At 72.8% G+C, this 19,997-nt stretch carries 16 protein-coding genes; all 16 read left to right on the top strand.

The window, feature by feature from the left end; translation table 11 throughout:
- The first annotated feature begins 102 nt into the window (after positions 1-102).
- The gene (locus tag ACTJIY_RS07795) at positions 103-1,404 is read left to right on the top strand and encodes a geranylgeranyl reductase family protein (RefSeq protein WP_440674746.1); all 1,302 of its coding nucleotides are present in this window, start codon (positions 103-105) and stop codon (positions 1,402-1,404) included.
- 106 nt (positions 1,405-1,510) lie between these two features.
- On the top strand, positions 1,511-1,873 hold the full coding sequence (locus tag ACTJIY_RS07800; RefSeq protein ID WP_047234407.1) for an NADH-quinone oxidoreductase subunit A: 363 nt from the start codon (positions 1,511-1,513) through the stop codon (positions 1,871-1,873).
- Positions 1,874-1,929: 56 nt separating this feature from the next.
- Positions 1,930-2,481 carry a NuoB/complex I 20 kDa subunit family protein gene (locus tag ACTJIY_RS07805; protein ID WP_047234408.1) on the top strand — a complete coding sequence of 184 codons (552 nt, stop codon included), beginning with the start codon at positions 1,930-1,932 and terminating at the stop codon, positions 2,479-2,481.
- 71 nt (positions 2,482-2,552) lie between these two features.
- Positions 2,553-3,254 carry an NADH-quinone oxidoreductase subunit C gene (locus tag ACTJIY_RS07810; RefSeq protein WP_253055134.1) on the top strand — a complete coding sequence of 234 codons (702 nt, stop codon included), beginning with the start codon at positions 2,553-2,555 and terminating at the stop codon, positions 3,252-3,254.
- Positions 3,251-4,630, top strand: coding sequence for an NADH-quinone oxidoreductase subunit D (locus ACTJIY_RS07815; RefSeq protein WP_374615299.1), 1,380 nt, complete (start codon positions 3,251-3,253; stop codon positions 4,628-4,630). The genes ACTJIY_RS07810 and ACTJIY_RS07815 overlap by 4 nt, the downstream gene beginning before the upstream one ends.
- The gene (gene nuoE / locus ACTJIY_RS07820) at positions 4,627-5,523 is read left to right on the top strand and encodes an NADH-quinone oxidoreductase subunit NuoE (RefSeq protein ID WP_440674747.1); all 897 of its coding nucleotides are present in this window, start codon (positions 4,627-4,629) and stop codon (positions 5,521-5,523) included. The genes ACTJIY_RS07815 and nuoE overlap by 4 nt, the downstream gene beginning before the upstream one ends.
- Positions 5,520-6,887, top strand: coding sequence for an NADH-quinone oxidoreductase subunit NuoF (gene nuoF / locus ACTJIY_RS07825; RefSeq protein WP_440674748.1), 1,368 nt, complete (start codon positions 5,520-5,522; stop codon positions 6,885-6,887). Before nuoE ends, nuoF begins: the two co-directional genes overlap by 4 nt.
- Positions 6,887-9,577 carry an NADH-quinone oxidoreductase subunit G gene (locus ACTJIY_RS07830; RefSeq protein WP_440674749.1) on the top strand — a complete coding sequence of 897 codons (2,691 nt, stop codon included), beginning with the start codon at positions 6,887-6,889 and terminating at the stop codon, positions 9,575-9,577. The genes nuoF and ACTJIY_RS07830 overlap by 1 nt, the downstream gene beginning before the upstream one ends.
- Positions 9,574-10,980 (top strand): NADH-quinone oxidoreductase subunit NuoH, encoded by a 1,407-nt coding sequence (gene nuoH, locus ACTJIY_RS07835; protein WP_353707766.1) that lies wholly within the window; start codon positions 9,574-9,576, stop codon positions 10,978-10,980. Before ACTJIY_RS07830 ends, nuoH begins: the two co-directional genes overlap by 4 nt.
- Positions 10,981-11,038: 58 nt before the next feature.
- Positions 11,039-11,704 carry an NADH-quinone oxidoreductase subunit NuoI gene (gene nuoI, locus ACTJIY_RS07840; RefSeq protein ID WP_253055136.1) on the top strand — a complete coding sequence of 222 codons (666 nt, stop codon included), beginning with the start codon at positions 11,039-11,041 and terminating at the stop codon, positions 11,702-11,704.
- Positions 11,701-12,666 (top strand): NADH-quinone oxidoreductase subunit J, encoded by a 966-nt coding sequence (locus ACTJIY_RS07845; RefSeq protein ID WP_253055081.1) that lies wholly within the window; start codon positions 11,701-11,703, stop codon positions 12,664-12,666. The genes nuoI and ACTJIY_RS07845 overlap by 4 nt, the downstream gene beginning before the upstream one ends.
- Positions 12,666-12,965, top strand: coding sequence for an NADH-quinone oxidoreductase subunit NuoK (gene nuoK / locus ACTJIY_RS07850; RefSeq protein WP_047234414.1), 300 nt, complete (start codon positions 12,666-12,668; stop codon positions 12,963-12,965). Before ACTJIY_RS07845 ends, nuoK begins: the two co-directional genes overlap by 1 nt.
- 13 nt (positions 12,966-12,978) lie before the next feature.
- Positions 12,979-15,009 (top strand): NADH-quinone oxidoreductase subunit L, encoded by a 2,031-nt coding sequence (nuoL, locus tag ACTJIY_RS07855; RefSeq protein WP_353707767.1) that lies wholly within the window; start codon positions 12,979-12,981, stop codon positions 15,007-15,009.
- A 13-nt stretch (positions 15,010-15,022) separates the two neighbouring features.
- Positions 15,023-16,693: an NADH-quinone oxidoreductase subunit M gene (locus ACTJIY_RS07860; protein ID WP_440674750.1), complete on the top strand. Its 1,671-nt coding sequence runs from the start codon at positions 15,023-15,025 to the stop codon at positions 16,691-16,693.
- A complete protein-coding gene (gene nuoN / locus ACTJIY_RS07865) occupies positions 16,690-18,465 on the top strand; it encodes an NADH-quinone oxidoreductase subunit NuoN (RefSeq protein ID WP_440674751.1) in 1,776 nt (591 codons plus the stop codon). The genes ACTJIY_RS07860 and nuoN overlap by 4 nt, the downstream gene beginning before the upstream one ends.
- Complete coding sequence (locus tag ACTJIY_RS07870) at positions 18,462-19,508, top strand: polyprenyl synthetase family protein (RefSeq protein WP_439159028.1); 1,047 nt, start codon at positions 18,462-18,464, stop codon at positions 19,506-19,508. Before nuoN ends, ACTJIY_RS07870 begins: the two co-directional genes overlap by 4 nt.
- Positions 19,509-19,997 lie beyond the last annotated feature (489 nt).

The raw sequence follows: 19,997 nt of genomic DNA on the forward strand, positions 1-19,997 counted from the left end.
GTGACCGACTTCACAAGGACCGTGGGTGCGCCGTGTCCCGACCCGGGTCACGGTGGACCACCACGAGGTGTGTCCCGACGACCGGACGGTGAGGTGAGCACGGTGGGCGCGAGGCTCGACGACGCCGACGTCATCGTCGTGGGCGCGGGCCCGGCCGGCTCCGCGGCGGCCCACTACTGCGCCGCCGCCGGGCTGAGCGTCCTTCTGCTGGAGAAGTCGTCGTTCCCGCGCGACAAGATCTGCGGCGACGGCCTGACGCCGCGCGCGGTCGCCGAGCTCGTGCGCATGGGCGTGCCGACCCGCGCCGAGGACGGCTGGATCCGGAACCAGGGCCTGCGCGTCGTCGCGAGCGGCCGCTCGTGGGAGCTCGCGTGGCCCGACCTCGCGTCGTACCCCAGCTACGGCATGGCCCGCGCGCGCCACTCGTTCGACCGGACCCTCGCCGAGCACGCGCAGCGCACGGGGGCCAAGCTCCTGGAGCGCACCGCGGTCACCGGCCCCGTGCTCGACGAGCGCACCGGCCGCGTCGTCGGCGTCACCGCCCGCCCCGTGGACGACAAGGGCCGGCGCGCGGGCGACGAGGTCACCTACCGCGCGCCCGTCGTCATCGCGGCCGACGGCGTCTCGTCGCGCTTCGCGCTCGCGCTCGGCCTCGCGCGGCGCGAGGACCGCCCGATCGGCGTCGCCGTCCGCACGTACTTCCGCACCCCCCGCCACGACGACCCGTGGATGGAGTCCCACCTCGAGCTGTGGGACGGCACGCCGCGCGAGTCCAACCTGCTGCCCGGCTACGGCTGGATCTTCTCGCTCGGCGACGGGACGGCGAACGTCGGGCTCGGCTCCGTGAGCTCGACGCCGGCGCGCCAGTCCGCCGCGAACGTCGACTACAAGGACCTCTTCGCCACCTGGATGCGCAACGCGCCCGCCGAGTGGGAGTTCACGGAGGAGAACCGGCTCGCCCCGGTGCGCGGCGCTGCGCTGCCCATGGGCTTCAACCGCACGCCGCTGTACACGCGCGGCGTGCTGCTCGTCGGGGACTCGGGCGGCATGGTGAGCCCCTTCAACGGCGAGGGGATCGCCTACGCGATGCAGGCCGGGCGGGCGGCGGCCGACGTCGTCGCCCAGTCGCGCGTACGGCTCACCGACGGCGGTCGCGAGCGCGCGCTCCAGACGTACCCGCGGATCATGCGCCGCGAGCTCGGTGGCTACTACACGCTCGGCCGGTTCTTCGTGAAGCTCATCGAGCACCCCGAGATCATGCGGATCTGCACGCGCTACGGGCTCCCGCGCCCGGTCGTCATGCGGTTCGTCCTCAAGCTCCTGTCCGACTGCTACGAGCCCCGCGGCGGCGACTGGGTCGACCGCGTGATCGCGGGGCTGACGAGGGTGGTGCCCTCGTCATGAGCCCCCGAGGTGGGCCCGCAACGACGCGGGCGCTCGCACCACCCACAGGTCTTCCCGGGCACCGCCCGGGCGTTCCCGTCCCGAGCCCCCACTCGAGGAGTACGCGATGACCAACCCGTACGTTCCGCTTCTCGTCCTCATGGGCGTGGCCGCCGTGCTGGCTCTCGGCGGCGTGGCCGCGAGCGCGGTCATCGGCCCCAAGCGCTACAACCGCGCCAAGCTCGACGCCTACGAGTGCGGCATCGAGCCCACGCCCCACGCGATCGGCGGCGGGCGCTTCCCGATCAAGTACTACCTCGTCGCCATGACGTTCATCGTCTTCGACATCGAGGTCGTCTTCCTCTACCCGTGGGCGGTCGACTTCGCGACGCTCGCGACCTTCGGCCTCGTCGCGATGCTCGCGTTCCTCGCGCTCATCACCGTCCCGTTCGTCTACGAGTGGCGCCGGGGTGGTCTCGAGTGGGACTGAGCGGGCGACCGACCGTCCGCGCCAGCGGGCACCGGCGAGAGAACTAGGAGAACACCATGGGGATCGAGGAAGCTCCCTCGGGCTTCTTGCTGACCACGATCGAGGACCTCGCGGGGTACCTCCGCAAGGCGTCGCTCTGGCCCGTGACGTTCGGACTGGCGTGCTGCGCGATCGAGATGATGGCCGCCGGCGCCTCGCGGTTCGACCTGTCGCGCTTCGGCATGGAGGTCTTCCGGGCCTCCCCGCGCCAGGCGGACCTCATGATCGTGGCCGGGCGCGTGAGCCAGAAGATGGCGCCGGTCGTGCGGCAGGTCTACGACCAGATGAGCGAGCCCAAGTGGGTGCTGTCGATGGGCGTGTGCGCGTCCAGCGGCGGCATGTTCAACAACTACGCGATCGTGCAGGGCGTCGACCACATCGTGCCGGTGGACATCTACCTGCCGGGCTGCCCGCCGCGTCCGGAGATGCTCATCAACGCGATCCTCGCGCTGCACGACCAGATCCAGCACGAGCCGCTCGGCGTGAACCGCAAGGAGGCGGCACGCGCCGCCGAGGCGGCCGCGCTCGAGGCGACGCCCACGTTCCAGATGAAGGGGCTGCTGCGGTGACGGACGAGAAGACGGGCGGCGGCACGCCCGTGCCGCAGCCCGAGGAGGTCTCCGGACCGCGGTCGGGCGACCTGGTGACCGGGGCGGGCGCGCCGCGCACGCTCGAGGTCGTCGAGGTGCGCGAGGGCATGTTCGGCGTCCACGGCTCGGGCGACACGTCGGGGTACGGCGGGCTCGTCCAGCCCGTCGCGATGCCCGGCGCGAGCCCGCGACCGTACGGGGGCTGGTTCGACGAGGTCGTCGACGTCCTCGCCGAGGTGCTCGCAGAGGGCGGCACGCGGTTCGAGGCGGCGGTGGAGCGCGTCGTGGTGGACCCGCCCGGCGCGCACGCCGAGCTGACGATCCACGTGCACCGCGACCACCTCGTCGAGGTGTGCCGCGCGCTGCGCGACGACCAGGACCTGCGGTTCGAGCTGAGCCTGGGCGTGAGCGGCGTGCACTTCCCGCACGACGTCGGCCGCGAGCTGCACGCCGTCTACCACCTCACGTCGATCACGCACGGGCGTCGGCTGCGCCTCGAGGTGTCGGTGCCCGACGCCGACCCGCACGTGCCGACCACGACGTCCGTCTACCCGACGAACGACTGGCACGAGCGCGAGACGTGGGACTTCTTCGGGATCGTCTTCGACGGCCACCCGTCGCTCGCGCGCATCGAGATGCCCGACGACTGGCCGGGCCACCCGCAGCGCAAGGACTACCCGCTCGGCGGGATCCCCGTCGAGTACAAGGGCGCGACCGTGCCCCCGCCCGACACGAGGAGGTCGTACTCGTGAGCACGCACACCACCGGCGCCCCCGGCGCCGCCCCGCACTCGACCCGCCCGCCCGTCGGCGACTTCGACCAGGGCGTCCCGAGCTTCGAGGCGTCGGGCGGCGACTGGGCGGACATCGCCGAGAGCGCCGTCGCGGCGGCCGCGCTCGGCGAGGAGCGCATCGTCGTCAACATGGGGCCGCAGCACCCGTCGACGCACGGCGTGCTCCGCCTCATGCTCGAGATCGACGGCGAGACGGTCACCGAGGCGCGCTGCGGCATCGGCTACCTGCACACCGGCATCGAGAAGAACATGGAGTACCGGACGTGGACGCAGGGCGTCACGTTCTGCACCCGCATGGACTACCTCGCGCCCCTGTTCCAGGAGACGGCGTACTGCCTCGCGGTCGAGAAGCTGCTCGGCATCACGGACGACGTGCCCGAGCGCGCGAGCGTCATCCGCGTGCTCATGATGGAGCTCAACCGCATCGCGTCCCACCTCGTGTGCCTCGGCACCGGCGGCAACGAGATGGGCGCGACGACCGTCATGACCATCGCGTTCACCGCGCGCGAGGAGATCCTGCGGATCTTCGAGGCGGTCACGGGCCTGCGCATGAACAACGCGTACGTCCGCCCCGGCGGCGTCGCGCAGGACGTGCCGCCGGACCTCGTCGAGCAGGTCCGCAAGGCCGACCCGCTCATCCGCCGGTACCTCGGCCAGCTCGGCGACCTCATGCTGGCCAACCCGATCTTCAAGGGCCGGCTCGTCGGCGTGGGGCACCTCAACCTCGCGGGCTGCATGGCGCTCGGCGTCACCGGGCCGGTGCTGCGCTCCACGGGCCACCCGTACGACGTGCGCAAGTCCGACCCGTACTGCGGCTACGAGACGTATGACTTCGACGTCCCCACCGCGACGGGCGCCGACTGCTACGACCGCGTCGTGCTGCGGCTCGAGGAGTGCTACCAGTCGCTGCACATCGTCGCGCAGTGCCTCGAGCGCCTCGAGCAGACGGCCGGGCAGCCCGTGATGGTGGGCGACCGCAAGATCGCGTGGCCCGCGCAGCTCGCGATCGGGAGCGACGGCCAGGGCAACTCGCTCGACCACATCAAGGAGATCATGGGCACCTCCATGGAGGCCCTGATCCACCACTTCAAGCTCGTCACCGAGGGCTTCCGCGTCCCGGTCGGGCAGGCGTGGCAGACCGTGGAGCACCCGCGCGGCGAGCTCGGGGTGCACCTCGTGTCCGACGGCGGCACGCGCCCCTACCGGGCGCACTTCCGCGACCCGTCGTTCAACAACCTCCAGGCCGTGGCGGCGATGTGCGAGGGCGGCCAGGTGGCCGACGTCGTGGTCGCCGTCGCCTCCCTGGACCCCGTGCTGGGAGGGGTGGACCGATGACCATCGACGCCGGACCTGCGACGAACGGCACGCCCGCGGGCGCCTCGCGCCCCGGGTACGACGCGGAGACGACGGCGCGCCTCGCCGCCGACGCCGCGCAGATCGTCGCGCGCTACCCCGAGTCGCGCTCGGCGCTGCTCCCCATGCTGCACCTCGTGCAGTCCGAGGACGGCTACGTCTCGCGCGACGGCATCCTGTTCTGCGCGGAGCAGCTCGGGCTCACCGCAGCCGAGGTCTCCGCCGTCGCGACGTTCTACACGCAGTACAAGCGCCACCCCAACGGGACGTACACCGTGGGGGTCTGCACCAACACGCTGTGCGCGATCATGGGCGGCGACGCGATCTTCGACGAGCTCTCCGACCACCTCGGCGTCGGCCACGACGAGACGACGGAGGACGGCGCGATCACGCTCGAGCGCGTCGAGTGCAACGCGGCCTGCGACTACGCGCCGGTCATGATGGTCAACTGGGAGTTCTTCGACAACCAGACACCCGGGTCGGCGACCGACGTCGTCGACCGCCTCCGCGCGGGCGAGCCCGTCGCCCCGACCCGGGGCGCCGCGAGCGTGTGCACCTTCAAGCAGATGAGCCGCGTCCTCGCGGGCTTCCCCGACGGCCGCGCCGACGAGGGCGTCGGTGCCGGCGAGCCCACCCTCGCCGGCCTCCGCCTCGCGCGCGAGCAGGGCTGGACCGCCCCCGGCACCGACCAGGCCTCTACCTCGTCGGACCAGGGCTCTACCTCGGCTGGCGAGCCGGCTCCCGAGAGGCCCGTGACGGGCGGCGAGCAGTCGAGCGCCGAGCGGACGCCGACGACCGGCGCCGACGTCGACCCCGGCGGCAAGGCCGAGTCTCCCGGCACCCAGCCCGACCCGTCGAAGGGAGCGGACGCATGAGCGAGCAGCAGGGCACCGTGGCCCGGCCGGCACCGGACCCGCTGACCCCCGTCCTGTCGGACACGTGGGACGCGGACCGGTCCTGGACGCTGGCGTCGTACGTGGACCGCGGCGGGTACGCGGGGCTGCGCGCGGCGCTCGCCCAGGACCCGGCGGACGTCGTCGCGACGGTCAAGGCGTCGGGCCTGCGCGGCCGCGGCGGCGCGGGCTTCCCGACGGGCATGAAGTGGGGCTTCCTGCCCGCGCCCGACGGCGGCCCGCGGTACCTGGTCGTCAACGCGGACGAGTCCGAGCCGGGGACGTGCAAGGACATCCCGCTGATGCTCGCGAGCCCGCAGGCGCTCGTGGAGGGCGTCGCGATCACGTCGTACGCGATCGGGTGCCACCACGCGTTCATCTACGTGCGCGGCGAGGTGCTGCACGTGTACCGCCGCCTGCTGCGCGCGGTCGAGGAGGCGTACGAGGCCGGGTTCCTGGGCAAGAACGTCCAGGGCTCGGGCTTCGACCTGGACGTCACGGTCCACGCCGGTGCGGGCGCGTACATCTGCGGCGAGGAGACGGCGCTGCTGGACTCGCTCGAGGGGCGTCGCGGGCAGCCGCGGCTCAAGCCGCCGTTCCCGGCGGTCGCGGGCCTGTACGCGCGCCCGACCGTCGTCAACAACGTGGAGTCCATCGCGAGCGTGCCGTCGATCGTGGCGCGCGGCGCCGACTGGTTCACGTCGATGGGCACGGAGCGGTCGGCCGGGTTCGGCCTGTTCTCGCTCTCGGGCCACGTGACGCGTCCCGGGCAGTACGAGGCGCCGCTCGGCACGACGCTGCGCGAGCTGCTCGACCTCGCGGGCGGGATGCGGGGCGGCAAGGCGCTGAAGTTCTGGACGCCGGGCGGCTCGTCGACGCCGCTGTTCACCGACGCCCACCTCGACACCCCCCTCGACTACGAGTCGGTCGCGGCGGCGGGCTCGATGCTCGGCACGCGCGCGCTCCAGCTCTTCGACGAGACGACGTGCGTCGTGCGGGCCGTGAGCCGGTGGACGGACTTCTACGCGCACGAGTCGTGCGGCAAGTGCACGCCGTGCCGCGAGGGCACGTACTGGATGAAGCAGGTGCTGGCGCGCATCGAGGCGGGCCAGGGCACGGAGTCCGACCTCGACCTGCTCCTCGACACGTGCGACAACATCCTGGGCCGCGCGTTCTGCGCGCTCGGCGACGGCGCCACGTCGCCCGTCACGAGCAGCATCGAGCTGTTCCGCGACGAGTACGAGGCGCACATCACGGAGCACCGCTGCCCGTTCGACCCCGCCGCATCGGCCCTCTTCGACTACACGCCCCGCCCGGCCCGCGTCCTGACGGCAGGAGTGCACTGATGACGACCACGACCCCCGCCCCGGGCACCGGCTCCGCCGCCGCTCCCACGGGTGGCGCGGCCAAGCCCCCGGTCCCCGCGGACCACGTGACGTTCACGATCGACGACGTCGAGATGTCGGTGCCGAAGGGCACGCTCGTGATCCGCGCGGCCGAGCAGATCGGGATCCAGATCCCGCGGTTCTGCGACCACCCCCTGCTGGAGCCGGCGGGCGCGTGCCGCCAGTGCCTCGTCGAGGTGGCGACGCCGGACCGCGAGGGCAACGTCCGGCCCATGCCGAAGCCCCAGGCGTCGTGCACGCTCGAGGCGACTCCCGGCATGGTGGTCAAGACGCAGCGCACGAGCCCGGTCGCCGACAAGGCGCAGCACGGGATCATGGAGCTGCTGCTCATCAATCACCCGCTCGACTGCCCGGTGTGCGACAAGGGCGGCGAGTGCCCGCTGCAGAACCAGGCGATGAGCAACGGTCGCGCGACGAGCCGGTTCGTGGACGTCAAGCGCACGTTCCCCAAGCCGATCGCGGTCTCGACGACGATCCTGCTCGACCGCGAGCGCTGCGTGCTGTGCCAGCGGTGCACGCGCTTCTCCCAGGAGATCGCGGGCGACGCGTTCATCGACCTCCAGAAGCGCGGCGCCGCGCAGCAGATCGGCCGGTTCGACGAGGCGGTGCTGGACTTCGCGCCGCCCGCGGGTCAGGCGCCGGGAGACCGCCCGGTCGGGCTCGCGCTCGAGGACGAGTCGGGGCTGCCGTTCGCGTCGTACTTCTCGGGCAACACCGTGCAGATCTGCCCGGTGGGCGCGCTCACGGGCGCGGCGTACCGGTTCCGCTCGCGCCCGTTCGACCTGGTCTCGACCCCCGGGGTCTCCGAGCACGACTCGTCGGGGTCGGCGATCCGCGTCGACCACCGCCGCGGCGTCGTGCTGCGCCGCCTCGCGGGCGAGGACCCGCTGGTGAACGAGGAGTGGATCACTGACCGCGACCGCTTCGCGTTCACGTGGCAGTCCGCGCCGGACCGCCTGACGCACCCCCTCGTGCGCGACCGCGAGGTCGCCCCGGACGGGTCGGTGACGCGCGGCGAGCTGCGCCCCGCCTCCTGGGCGGAGGCGCTCGAGGTCGCGGCCGACGCCCTGACGCGGGCTCGCGACGCCGGGGGCGTCGCCGTCCTGCCGGGCGGCCGGCTCACCCTCGAGGACGCCTACGCGTACGCGAAGCTCGCGCGCACGTGGCTGCGCACGAACGACGTCGACCACCGCGCCCGCGCCCACAGCGCCGAGGAGGCGGAGTTCCTGGCGCACGCCGTCGCGGGCCGGGCCGTCGGCCACGCCGGCGGCGTGACCTTCACCGACCTCGAGAAGGCGCCCGCGGTCCTCCTCGTCGGCCTGGAGGCCGAGGAGGAGGCGGGCGTGACGTTCCTGCGCCTGCGCAAGGGCGCCGTGCGGCACGGGGTGCGGGTGTTCTCCGTCGCGCCGTTCGCGTCGCGCGGCGTGCAGCGCATGCACGGCACGCTCCTCCCCGCCGCGCCGGGCACCGAGGCGGAGTGGCTCGACGGCATCGCCGCGGGCGACCAGGTCCGCACGCTCGACGAGGCCGAGGGCACCGACCTCCTCGCCGAGGTCAGCGACGCGCTCCGGGCGCCGGGCGCCGTGATCCTCGTCGGCGAGCGGCTCGCCGCGACGCGCGGCGGGTACAGCGCGCTGCTGCGCGCGGTCGCCGCGACGGGCGCACGCCTCGCGTGGGTCCCGCGGCGCGCCGGCGAGCGCGGCGGCGTCGAGGCCGGCACCCTGCCGAACCTCCTGCCGGGCGGACGCCCGGTCGCCGACGCCGCGGCCCGTGTCGACGTCGCGACGGTCTGGGGCGTGGCCGCCACGGACGACCAGCCGACCGGGCTCCCCGCGACCGCGGGCCGCGACGTGGGGGAGATGCTCGACGCCCTGTCCGTCGGCCAGCTCGCGGGCGTGCTCGTCGGCGGCCTCGAGCTCGACGACCTGCCCGACCCGGCGCACGCGCGCCGCGCGCTCGAGGCGGCGGACGTCGTCGTCTCGCTCGAGGTGCGGCGTTCGGCGGTGACCGAGCTGGCGGACGTCGTGCTCCCCGTGGCGCCGCCCGTCGAGCGCGAGGGGGCGTTCGTGAGCTGGGAAGGCCGCGTGCGCCAGTTCCCGGCGGCGCTCGCCTCGACGGCGATGACGGACCACCGCGTGCTCGACGCGCTCGCCGACGCCGCGGGCGTCAGCCTCGGCCTCGGCACCGTGGACGCGGTGCGCGCCGAGCTGGACCAGCTCGTGGGCGACGGCGCGTGGGACGGCGAGCGCGCCGCCGCGCCGGACGTCGAGACCACCGAGCCGCCCGCCGTCGCACCCGGGACCGCGGTCCTCGCGAGCTGGCGCCTCCTGCTCGACGACGCGCGCGGCCAGGACGGCGAGCGCTACCTCGCGGGGACGGCGAAGCGGCCGGTCGCGCGGCTGTCCGCGACGACGGCCGCCGCGGTCGACGTGTTCGACGGCGACCTCGTGCGCGTCTCGACGGACCGGGGCGCGGTCACGCTCCCGGTGGTGGTGACCGACATGGTCGACCACGTGGTGTGGCTGCCGCTGCGGTCGCCGGGATCGTCCGTGCACGCGGCGCTCGGCGCCGTGCCGGGCGACGTCGTCCGGCTCGGCCCCGGGAGCACCGACGGAGGGGAGGGCGCATGAGGCTCGTCCACGCACTCGCTGCCGAGACCCCGGGCGTGCCCGGGATCACGGCGAACTTCTCGCAGGACAACGGCTGGACCTACCTCGTCAAGGCCGTCCTCATCCTCGTGTTCCTGCTGACGAGCGTGCTGTTCGCGATCTGGTTCGAGCGCAAGGTCGTCGCGCGCATGCAGGTGCGCCCGGGCCCCAACTGGCACGGCCCGTTCGGCCTGCTCCAGTCGCTCGCCGACGCGATGAAACTCCTGCTCAAGGAGGACATCACCGTCAAGGCGGCGGACAAGTTCGTCTACCTGCTCGCCCCGATGATCTCCGTGTTCTGCGCGCTGCTCGTGTTCGCGGTCATCCCGTTCGGGCCCGAGGTGCAGATCCCGTTCACGGACTACGTGACGCCCGCCCAGCTCACCGACTTCCCGGTCGCGACGCTCTACATCCTCGCGTGCGCGTCGCTCGGCGTGTACGGGATCGTGCTCGGCGGCTGGTCGTCCGGCTCGACGTACCCGCTGCTCGGGTCGGTCCGCTCGACGGCCCAGGTCATCAGCTACGAGCTCGCGATGGGCCTCTCGCTCGTCTCCGTCTTCCTCATGGCGGGGTCGATGTCGACCTCGCGCATCGTCGACTCGCAGACGCAGCTCTGGTGGTTCCTCCCGCTCCTGCCCGCGTTCGTCATCTACGTCATCTCCATGGTCGGCGAGACGAACCGCCTGCCGTTCGACCTCCCCGAGGCCGAGGGCGAGCTCGTGTCCGGGTACATGACCGAGTACTCGTCGATGAAGTTCGCGTGGTTCTTCCTCGCGGAGTACATCAACATGCTCAACGTCTCCGCCGTCGCGACGACGCTGTTCCTCGGCGGGTGGCGTGCCCCGTGGCCGCTCTCGGCGATCAACGACGGGATGTTCAACGAGGGCTGGTGGCCCATCCTCTGGTTCCTCGTCAAGGTCTGGGCCGTCATGTTCTTCTTCGTGTGGGTCCGCGGCACGCTGCTGCGCCTGCGCTACGACCAGTTCATGCGGTTCGGCTGGAAGGTCCTCATCCCGTTCGCCCTCGCGTGGCTCGTGCTGCTCGCCGTCGCCCAGGCCGTGCGCCAGTTCCTCGACGTCGACCTCCGCGTCTTCGTCGGCATCGCCGTCGCGCTGGCCCTGGTGGTCGTGGTGGTCGTCTGGTTCTGGCCCGAGAAGAAGGCCCCACCCGGAGCGACGCCCCGCGCCGCGGGGACCGGGCCCGAGCCGTTCGACGCGTTCGCGGGCGGGTTCCCCGTCCCGCCGCTGCCGGGCCAGTCGCTCCCGCCCTCGCCCCGCCGCCGCGCCCTCGTGCCCGACGACGCGGGCTCGCCCGGGGCGTCCCGCTCGCCGGGCACCGGTGCCCCCCGAGACACACCGCACGACAAGGAGGTCGACCGTGGCTGACGACCAGAAGCCGGCCCGGCCCGGCGAGTACGAGGTCCGCCGCCCGCAGGCGAAGGGGCTGCGCGAGGCGCTCGCGCCCGTCGCCGGGTTCGGCGTGACCTTCGCGTCGATGTTCCGGCCGACGGTCACCGAGCAGTACCCGCGCCAGAAGGTGCCGACGAAGCCGCGGTACCACGGACGGCACCAGCTCAACCGGTACCCCGACGGGCTCGAGAAGTGCATCGGCTGCGAGCTGTGCGCGTGGGCGTGCCCCGCGGACGCGATCTACGTCGAAGGTGCCGACAACGCCGACCTGCCCGACGGCGGCCACATGTCGCCGGGCGAGCGGTACGGGCGCGTCTACCAGATCAACTACCTGCGCTGCATCTTCTGCGGCCTGTGCATCGAGGCCTGCCCGACGCGCGCGCTGACGATGACCAACGAGTACGAGCTCGCGGGCCCGACGCGCGAGGGCATGATCTGGGAGAAGCAGGACCTGCTCGCGCCGCTCCAGGAGCGGATGCTCGCCGCGCCTCACCCGATGGTCCCGGGGACCTCGGACACCGAGTACTACCGCGGGGAGGTGAGCGGCCCGGTGGCCGAGCAGGTGGACTGGGTGCGCGAGCACCGTCCGGACGACCCGACCCTCCCGCCCGAGCCCACGGGGCCGCCGCCGGAGGTCCGGCGAGTCACCCCGACCTCGGGGCGCTCCGCCGGCGCGTCGGCCCGGAAGGCCGCCCGGTGACCGCGAGCGGCGGCGAGGCGGTCCTCTTCTGGGTCCTCGCCCCCCTCATGGTCCTCGCGGCGCTCTCGCTGCTCTTCGCCCGCAAGGCGGTGCACGCCGCCATCGCGGTCATGTTCGTCATGGTCGACCTCGCGATCCTCTACATCGCGCAGGAGGCGTCGTTCCTCGGCGTCGTCCAGGTGGTCGTGTACACGGGCGCCGTGATGATGCTGTTCCTCTTCGTGCTCATGCTCGTCGGCGTCGACGCGTCGGACTCGCTCGTGGAGACGATCCGCGGGCAGCGCTGGCTCGGCGTGCTCCTCGGGCTCGGGCTCGGGGTCGTGCTGGTGGGCGTGGTCGCGCAGGCGACCTTCCCGCCGTCGGTCGGGCTGGAGCTCGCCAACGCGGCGACGAACCCCGTGGCGCTCGCCCGCGTGCTCTTCGCGGACTACGTCTTCGCCATGGAGGTCGTGGGCATCCTCCTCATCACCGCCGCGGTCTCGGCGCTCGTGCTCACGCACCGGCGCCGGCTCACCCCGAAGGTGGGTCAGCGCGAGCAGGCCGACGCGAAGGTCGCCGCGCTGCCCGCGGGCGGCCGGCTCACGCCGCTCGCCGCCCCCGGCGTGTACGCGCAGAACAACGCCATGGACACCCCGGCGCTCGACCCCCAGGGCCGGCCTATCGAGGAGTCGGTCTCCCGCATCCTGCGGATCCGTGGCCAGGAGCGGTCGGCCGGGACCATCCTCGAGGCCGAGCGCGAGGTGCTCGTCGAGCACGAGCCCCTGCGGGCGCTGCCCGCCCTGCGGGCCCAGGACGCGAACGAGCGCACGGTGCAGGCCGCGACCGCCGACGAGCCGCAGGGCGAGGCGCCCGCCGGCGACGTCGGTGGGCCGGACGACCCGGGCCGGTCCCGCGTGCCCGGCGGCGCCACCGATGCGGTGCCGGACGGCGGCCCCGGCGCGACCCCGGGAGGAGAGGACTGATGGAGCTCACCAACTACCTCGTGCTCGCGGCGATCCTGTTCTCGATCGGTGCCGCGACCGTGCTGCTGCGGCGCAACGCGATCATCGTGTTCATGGGCATCGAGCTCATGCTCAACGCGACCAACCTCGCGTTCGTCACCTTCGCCCGGATGCACGGCGACGTGACCGGGCAGGTGCTCGCCTTCTTCGTCATGGTCGTCGCGGCGGCCGAGGTCGTCGTCGGCCTCGCGATCATCGTGTCCATCTTCCGCACCCGTCGGTCCGCCTCGGTCGACGACGTCAACCTGCTCAAGAGCTGAGGGGCCGGCACCGATGACGACGCTCCTTCCCGCCCTGCCGACGGCGAGCGGACTGCTGGCCGCGACCGACGTCGTGCCCGCGTCCGAGACCGTGCCGGGCGCGTTCCTCGCGGCACCGTACCTGGTGCTGCTCCCGCTCCTCGGGGCGGCCGTCCTCCTCCTCGCCGGGCGCCGCAGCGACCGCTGGGGCGCGTGGTTCGGCGTCCTCATGTCGGGCGCCGCCTTCGTGGTGGGCCTGGTCCTCTTCCTCGTGATGCTCGGGCTCCCCGTCGACGAGCGCGTGGTCGACTTCCGGATCGGCGACTGGATCGTCTCCGGCGGCCTCGACCTCGCGATGGGCCTGCGGATCGACCCGCTGTCCCTGACGTTCGTCCTCCTCGTGACGTTCGTCGGCACGCTCATCCACGTCTACGCGGTCGCCTACATGGCGCACGACCGCGACCGGCGCCGGTTCTTCGCGTACCTCAACCTGTTCGTCGCGGCGATGCTCGTGCTCGTCCTCGCCGACTCCTACCTCCTGCTGTTCGTCGGCTGGGAGGGCGTGGGCCTGGCGTCGTACCTGCTCATCGGGTTCTGGAACCACAACCGCGCGTACGCGGTCGCGGCCAAGAAGGCGTTCGTCATGAACCGCGTGGGCGACATCGGGCTCATCGTCGCGCTCATGCTGATGTTCGCGACGTTCGGCGCGGTCGACTTCACCACCGTGTTCGCGCAGGCGCCGGAGGCGTCGACCGCCGTGCTCACCGCGACGAGCATCGCGCTCCTGCTCGCCGCGTGCGGCAAGTCGGCGCAGTTCCCGCTCCAGGCGTGGCTCGGGGACGCCATGGCGGGCCCGACGCCGGTCTCCGCCCTCATCCACGCGGCCACCATGGTCACGGCGGGCGTCTACCTCGTCGTGCGGTCCGCGCCGATCTTCGAGGGCGCGCCCACCGCGCAGCTCGTCGTCGTCATCGTCGGCGCGGTGACGCTCCTCTTCGGGGCGATCGTGGGCTGCGCCAAGGACGACATCAAGAAGGCGCTCGCCGCCTCGACCATGTCCCAGATCGGGTACATGATCCTGGCCGCCGGGCTCGGGCCGATCGGGTACGCGTTCGCGATCTTCCACCTCGTGACGCACGGCTTCTTCAAGGCCGGGATGTTCCTCGGCGCGGGGTCCGTCATGCACGGCATGGACGACCAGGTCGACATGCGCCGGTTCGGCGGCCTCGCGCGGTACATGAAGGTCACCTGGATCACGTTCATGATGGGCTGGCTCGCGATCCTCGGGATCCCGCCGTTCTCGGGCTTCTGGAGCAAGGACAAGATCATCGAGGCCGCGTTCGTGCCCGTCGACGGCGAGCCGTGGCGGGCGTGGGTGTTCGGCGGCGTCGCGCTCCTGGGCGCCGGGATCACGGCGTTCTACATGTCGCGCCTGTTCTTCATGACGTTCTCCGGTCGCCGCCGCTGGAACGACGGCAGCGGCTCCGTGGACGGCCTCGGCCCGCAGGACGGCCCGGTGCAGCACCCGCACGAGTCGCCCCGCCTCATGACCTGGCCGATGATCGTCCTCGCCGTCGGCTCGGTGGCCCTGGGCGGCATCCTCGCCGCGGGCTCGCGGTTCGTCACGTGGCTCGAGCCGGTCACCGGGCACGCCGAGCACCACGAGCCGGTCCTGCCGGTGTGGTCGCTCATCACCCTGACGCTCCTGCTCGTCCTCGCCGGCGCGGCCCTCGCCTGGCGGCAGTACGCGATGTCGAGCGTCCCGGTCCGTGCGCCGCGCGGCTCCGTCCTCACGCGCGCCGCCCGGCGCGACCTGTACCAGGACGACGTCAACGAGGCCGTGTTCATGCGGCCCGGCCAGTACCTCACGCGCTCGCTCGTCTACGCCGACAAGGAGATGGTCGACGGCGGCTGGATGGGCCTCGCCGGCCTGATCGGCCGGATCGGGGAGTGGTTGCGCGGGTGGCAGAACGGCTACGTGCGCTCGTACGGCGCGACGATGCTCGGCGGCCTCGTGGTGATCGTCGCCGTCGTCCTCGCCCTGACCACCGGCTCCGCGAGCTGAGAGGGAGACACCCATGACTACCTCCGTCCCCTGGCTGTCCCTGCTCGTCGCCTGGCCCCTGGTGGGTGCCGCGGCGGTGTGGCTCACGGCCGCGGCCCGCACGCGCGGCGTCGGCGCGGGAGCGCTGCGCACCGTGCGCGGCATCGCCCTCGGCGCCGCGCTCGTCGAGCTGGGCCTGCTCGTCGGCGCCTTCACCGCGTTCGACACGTCCGCCGCCGGCACGCACCAGCTCACCGAGACGTACCGCTGGATCCCGCAGATCGGCGCGAGCTACGCGGTGGGCGCCGACGGCGTCGCGCTCGCGCTCGTCGCGCTGTCGGTCCTGCTCGTCCCGCTCGTCGTGCTGGCCGCGTGGAAGGAGCAGGACGGCGACGTGCGCCGCCTGCGCCACTACCTCGCGCTCGTGCTGCTGCTCGAGGCGTTCATGGTCGCGGTCTTCGTCGCGCGCGACGTGTTCCTCTTCTACGTCCTCTTCGAGGCGATGCTGATCCCGGTCTACTTCATGATCGGCGGGTTCGGCGTCGGGGCGCGGCGGCGCTACGCGGCGGTGAAGTTCCTGCTGTTCTCGCTCGCGGGCGGTCTCATCATGCTCGCGGCCGTCATCGCGCTGTACGTGCAGGTGCCGATCGACCCGACGACGGGCGCGCGTCCCGAGGACGCGTTCCTCACGTCGAACCTCGTCGAGACGTTCGCCGCGTCGCCCATGCCCGTCACGACCGAGCGCCTGCTGTTCCTCGGGTTCTTCCTCGCGTTCGCCATCAAGGCGCCGCTCTTCCCCGTCCACACCTGGCTGCCCGACGCCGCGCAGCACGCTCCCGCGGGCACCTCCACGCTCCTCGTGGGCGTGCTGGACAAGGTCGGCACGTTCGGGATGCTCACGCTGTGCCTCCCGCTCTTCCCGCACGCGAGCGCGTGGGCGGCCCCGGTCGTGATCGTCCTGGCGGTCGTCTCGATCCTCTACGGCGCGCTCATGGCGATCGGCCAGAGCGACCTCATGCGACTCGTCGCCTACACGTCGGTGTCCCACTTCGGGTTCATCGTGCTCGGCATCTTCGCGTTCACGTCGCTCAGCGTGTCCGGGTCGTCGCTGTACATGGTCAACCACGGCATCTCGACCGGCGCGCTGTTCCTCCTGGCGGGCTTCCTCATCGCCCGGCACCCGGAGCGCTCGCAGCGCATCGCGGACTACGGCGGCCTCCAGAAGGTCGTCCCCGTGCTCGCGGGGACGTTCCTCGTGGCCGGCCTCTCCGCGCTGTCGCTGCCGGGTCTGTCGACGTTCGTCAGCGAGATCATGGTGCTGGTCGGCACCTTCGCGCGCAGCCCCTGGGCCGCGCTCGTCGCGGTGCTCGGCGTCGTGCTGGCCGCGCTCTACGTGCTGCTGACCTACCAGCGGATCTTCACGGGCGGGACCCGCGAGGGGCTCGACGCGCTCCCGGACCTCGGTGCGCGCGAGAAGTGGGTCGTCGCACCGCTGATCACGGTCCTCCTCGTCCTCGGCTTCTACCCGGCGCCCGCGCTCGACCTCGTGCGCGAGCCCGCGGAGGTCACCCTGTCCGACCTCGCGGTCGCCGGCGTCGAGGACCCGCCGCGCGCCGACCCGTTCGCCGAGGGCGCCGAGCAGGCCGCCCTCGAGAGCCAGGGGTCGTCCGTCACTCGTAGCTCCGACGAAGGGAGCGAGTCGTGAACGACTCCTTCGTGGCCCCCACGGTCGACTGGCTCTACCTCGCCCCGATCCTCGTCGTGCTGGGCGCCGGCGTCGTCGGCGTGCTGATCGAGGCGTTCGTGCCCGCGCGCGTCCGTCGCACGACGCAGGTCGTCCTCGCGCTGCTCGCGACGGCCGCGGCGTTCGCGCTCGTCGTCGTGCTGTGGCGCGACCCGGCCGTGCAGGGGTCCGCCCAGGCGGCTCCCGGGGTCCGGGTGCTCGGCGGATCCATGGTCGTCGACCCCTTCGGCCTCGCGATCCAGGGGATCGTCGTCCTCCTCGCGTTCCTCGCGATCCTCGTGATCGCCGACAAGACGTCGACCGGCCAGGACGCGTTCGCGCCGTCCGCGGCGGCGGTACCCGGCTCGCCGTACGAGGACCTCACGCGGCGCAAGGGCCTTGAGCAGACCGAGGTCTACCCGCTCGTGCTCTTCGCCGTCGGCGGCATGATGATCTTCCCCGCGACCGGCAACCTCCTCGTGATGTTCGTCGCGCTCGAGGTGCTCTCGCTCCCGCTGTACGTGCTCTCCGCGATGGCCCGCCGCCGTCGCCTCCTCTCGCAGGAGGCGTCGTTCAAGTACTTCCTCCTCGGTGCGTTCGCGTCCGCCCTGTTCGTGTTCGGCGTCGCGCTCGTCTACGGGTTCGCCGGCTCGGTCGACCTCGTCGAGGTGTACCAGTCGCTCGCGACGCCCGGAGGCCCGCTCGCGACCATGCCGGGGCTCGTCGTCGTGGGCGTCCTGCTCATCCTCGCGGGGCTGCTCTTCAAGATCGGTGCGGCTCCGTTCCACGCCTGGACGCCCGACGTGTACCAGGGCGCCCCGACGCCCATCACGGGCTTCATGGCCGCGTGCACCAAGGCGGCGGCGTTCGGCGCTCTGCTGCGCGTCCTGTACGTCGTGAGCCTCGGGCTCGCGCAGTCCTCGCCCACGGCGCGCGAGGACCTGTTCGTCGCGCTCTGGGTCGTCACGCTGCTCACGATGGTCGTCGGGACCGTCGTCGGCGCCGTGCAGACCGACGTCAAGCGGCTGCTCGCGTACTCGTCGATCGCGCACGCGGGCTTCATCCTCGTGGGCGTCGTCGGGTTCTCGCAGCTCTCGCTGCGCGCGACCGTCTTCTACCTGCTCGTCTACGGCCTCGCGACGGTCGGCGCGTTCGCGGTCGTCACGCTGGTGCGCGAGACCGCCCCCGTGCGCGAGCGCGTGCCGGCCACGGTGGGAGCCGGGGCCGACGGGGCGGGCGACCCCGCGGACAATTTGACCGACGGGGCGGCGGAGCAGCCGGTCGCCGTGCTCGGCGAGGCGACGCACCTCGCGCAGTGGGCGGGGCTCGGTCGCCGGAGCCCGTGGCTCGCGGGCGTGTTCTCCCTCTTCCTCCTCTCCATGGCGGGCATCCCGCTCACGGCGGGCTTCGTGGCGAAGTTCACCGCGTTCGGCGCTGCCATCGCCGGGCCCGACGGCCGGGGCGGGGGGTCGACGTGGGTGCTCGCCGTCGTGGGCGTGATCGCGTCGGCCGTCGCGGTGTTCTTCTACGTCCGGATCATCGTCCTGATGTTCTTCACCGCTCCCTCCGGGGGAGCCGCGGAGGGGACGGACGACGACGGCGGCGCGGTCGAGCGGCCGGGCGTGACCGTCGTCCGGTCGACCGGTCCGACGACGATCGCGATCGCCGTGTGCGCTCTCGGGGTGCTCCTCCTCGGTGTGTTCCCGTCCCCGGTTCTCGATCTGGCGGCCGAGGCGGTTAAGTTCGTCCCGTGACCTCTGTTCCTCCCGTGCCGCGTGAGCGGACCGCGCCCGTGACGACCACCGCGATCCCGATCTCGGACCCCGAGCTCGCGGCCGCCCTCACCGAGCGGCTCGCCGGGGTCGAGGCTCGGCTGCGCGAGGCCGTCGCGCACGCCGACCCGCTCGCCGACACGGCCTCCCGCCACCTCGTCAACGCGGGGGGCAAGCGGCTGCGGCCGCTGCTCACCCTGCTCGCCGCCGAGCTCGGGGACGGGACGCGTCCGGAGGTGGTGGAGTCCGCGGTCGTCGTCGAGCTCACGCACCTCGCGTCGCTGTACCACGACGACGTCATGGACTCCGCCCCGGTGCGCCGGGGGGCCCCGTCCGCGCACGCCGTGTGGGGGAACTCGGTCGCCATCATGGTCGGCGACCTCCTCTTCGCGCGTGCCGCGTCGACCGTCGCGGCGCTCGGGCCCGAGGCCGTGCTCATCCAGGCACGCACCTTCGAGCGGCTGTGCCTGGGCCAGCTCCACGAGACGATCGGCCCGGGGGAGGGCGACGACCCCGTCGAGCACTACCTCGAGGTGCTCGCCGACAAGACGGCCTCGCTGCTCTCGACGTCCGCGCGGCTCGGCGCCCTGTTCGCCGGGTGCCCGACGGCCGTCGTCGACACGGTCGCGGCCTACGGGGAGAAGCTCGGGGTCGCGTTCCAGCTCGCCGACGACGTGCTCGACCTGGCGTCGTCGGGCGACGAGTCGGGCAAGACGCCGGGGACGGACCTGCGCGAGAAGGTGCCGACCATGCCGGTGCTGCTGCTCCGTGCCCGGATCGCGAACGGGACCGCGAGCGAGGCGGACGCCCGGCTCGTCGAGCTCCTCGACTCCGACCTGACGGACGACGCCGCCCTCGCCGCGGCCGTGGCCGCGCTGCGACGCCACGAGGTGCTCGGCGAGACGCGCGCGCTGGCGGTGCGCTGGGCGCGCTCCGCCGTGGAGGAGCTCGACGCGCTCCCCGCGGGGCCGGTCACCGACGCGCTGCGCTCCTTCGCGGAGGCGCTCGCCGACCGCGCCGCCTGACCGTCGCGCGGGGTGATCTTTTTCCCGGCCCACGACGGCCGGGGACGCCGGTGCGACCCGACGGCATCGTTGCCTCCGTCATCGAGTTGACCTGCTCGGACGCCCCCGACCGGGGAATCTCGCCCGACGCGGGGCGGCGTCCGGGGAGCGCGGGGTGGGGAGCGCTCCCCATCGGACGGGTGTCGGTTTTCACCCGGTCTCCCGCTATCCTCGGTTGCGCGATCGGTGGGGCCGCCTGGTATGTGCGAGATCGAGGGGGCTGGAGAAGGGGGCCGATCGTCTCCCGATCCAACTCCTCGGAGGACCTGTGGGTTTCCTGGCGCGTCTGAACGAGCACCGTCGCACCGTCGCGTCGGTGAGCACCGTGTCGGTGTTCTCGACGGCGCTGGTCGGGATGGCGTTCCTGTACGACGGCGAGGCCACGGCGGACGTGGACCTGAACGACTCGGGCGTGTGGGTGACGAAGTCGTCGGCCGGGCTGCTGGGTCG

Origin of the sequence: Cellulosimicrobium sp. 22598 (genome assembly GCF_052044445.1) — a bacterium.
In the GTDB taxonomy this organism is placed as follows: Bacteria; Actinomycetota; Actinomycetes; order Actinomycetales; family Cellulomonadaceae; genus Cellulosimicrobium; species Cellulosimicrobium cellulans_G.

Excerpts from the sequence above, each read along its gene's own strand:
- nuoF (WP_440674748.1), top strand. The coding sequence starts at position 5,520 with ATGAGCGAGCAGCAGGGCACCGTGGCCCGGCCGGCACCGGACCCGCTG.
- nuoH (WP_353707766.1), top strand. The coding sequence starts at position 9,574 with ATGAGGCTCGTCCACGCACTCGCTGCCGAGACCCCGGGCGTGCCCGGG.
- nuoE (WP_440674747.1), top strand. The coding sequence starts at position 4,627 with ATGACCATCGACGCCGGACCTGCGACGAACGGCACGCCCGCGGGCGCC.
- ACTJIY_RS07805 (WP_047234408.1), top strand. The coding sequence starts at position 1,930 with ATGGGGATCGAGGAAGCTCCCTCGGGCTTCTTGCTGACCACGATCGAG.
- ACTJIY_RS07800 (WP_047234407.1), top strand. The coding sequence starts at position 1,511 with ATGACCAACCCGTACGTTCCGCTTCTCGTCCTCATGGGCGTGGCCGCC.
- ACTJIY_RS07830 (WP_440674749.1), top strand. The coding sequence starts at position 6,887 with ATGACGACCACGACCCCCGCCCCGGGCACCGGCTCCGCCGCCGCTCCC.
- nuoK (WP_047234414.1), top strand. The coding sequence starts at position 12,666 with ATGGAGCTCACCAACTACCTCGTGCTCGCGGCGATCCTGTTCTCGATC.
- ACTJIY_RS07860 (WP_440674750.1), top strand. The coding sequence starts at position 15,023 with ATGACTACCTCCGTCCCCTGGCTGTCCCTGCTCGTCGCCTGGCCCCTG.
- nuoL (WP_353707767.1), top strand. The coding sequence starts at position 12,979 with ATGACGACGCTCCTTCCCGCCCTGCCGACGGCGAGCGGACTGCTGGCC.